The following is a 1,329-nucleotide window of genomic DNA, read 5'->3' as shown; positions in this document are numbered from 1 at the left end:
TGAGTTAGCCCCCTGAAAAACAGTCCCGTTGGTATTCCTTAAACTAACAACTAGGAATACGACTATGGATATGACTATGTCTTCAGCAAGGCCCAATCGGGTTGAGGTGGTCACAAGCGTTCAACGGCGAAGACGCTGGACACCAGAGCAAAAGCTGGCAATCGTCAAACAAACCAATGAACCTGGCAGTTCTGTTTCACTCGTAGCCAGAGAGCATGGAGTGACGGCTGCGCAAGTGTTTCAATGGCGCAAGGCCTACTTCGAAGGCTCCTTGGTGGCCGTTGGCGCAAACGAAACCGTGGTGCCTGCCTCTGAGCTCCAAGAGGCCATAAAACGTATCAAACAACTTGAAGGCGCCTTGGGCCGCAAGACTTTGGAGAACGAGATTCTCAAGGAGGCTGTGGACTTCGCCAAAGCAAAAAAGTGGATTGCGCGATCGCCAGTATTGCCCGGGGACGTGCAGTGAGAGCTGTGTGCCAAGCCCTTGGCGTATCGCGCAGTCATGTGTTGGCAAAGAAAGATCGTGCACCTGATTGGGTAGACCACAGAAGGTCACCGCCAAAATCAGATGACGCCCAAGTTAAGCAAGCCATTGCTGATGTTGTGCAAAAGCGAGCCACTTATGGTTACCGAAGAGTTTGGGCGAGGCTCAGACTAGATGGTCATATTGGCATCAACCACAAGCGGGTGTATCGCGTGATGCGAGATGCGGGCTGGTTGTTATTTAGACAGGGTCAAAAGCCGTTGGACACCAGGAAGCATGAAGGCAAGGTTGCCGTCAAGGAAAGCAACACACGTTGGTGTTCAGACGGTTTGGAACTATCTTGTGACAACGGTGAGCGCGTCAGAGTGGCGTTTGCGCTGGACTGTTGCGACCGAGAGGTGATGAGTTGGGTGGCGACCACCAAGGGCATTGATGCGGGGTTGGTTGGTGACTTGATGATGCAAGCGGTGGAGCGTCGATTTGGCACAAGCGAGACGCCGATCAAGCCAATCGAATGGCTGACAGACAACGGCAGTTGTTACACGGCGGTTGAGACAAAGAGTTTTGCAAAGCTGCTGGGGCTAAAGCCGATCACGACACCTGTGACAAGTCCGCAAAGTAACGGGATGGCAGAGAGTTTTGTGAAGACGCTGAAAAGGGACTATGCCAAGTTGGCAAACAGACCTGACTCAAAGACGGTGATGGCTCAATTGCAAGGTTGGTTCGATGACTACAATTCTTATCACCCGCACAGTGCGTTGGGATATTTGCCACCGACCGTGTTCAGGGAAAAACAATCGGTAACTTGAATATACCGACGGTACTGGATTACAGGGTCAAGACCA

At 51.9% G+C, this 1,329-nt stretch carries 1 protein-coding gene; it reads left to right on the top strand.

The genetic code is table 11. The features are described 5' to 3' along the window. The first annotated feature begins 64 nt into the window (after positions 1-64). Positions 65-1,293, top strand: a protein-coding gene (locus tag B9Z41_RS16820; RefSeq protein ID WP_369823361.1) for an IS3 family transposase whose coding sequence is annotated in 2 segments (ribosomal slippage) — positions 65-410 and positions 410-1,293 — 1,230 coding nt in all. Because the reading frame shifts where the segments join, the coding sequence is not laid out codon by codon here. Positions 1,294-1,329: the final 36 nt, after the last annotated feature.

The organism is Limnohabitans sp. JirII-31 (assembly GCF_002778315.1).
Lineage (GTDB): Bacteria > Pseudomonadota > Gammaproteobacteria > Burkholderiales > Burkholderiaceae_C > Limnohabitans.
Note: the sequence above shows the minus strand (reverse complement) of the source record. Positions and strands in the feature narration are given on the sequence as shown.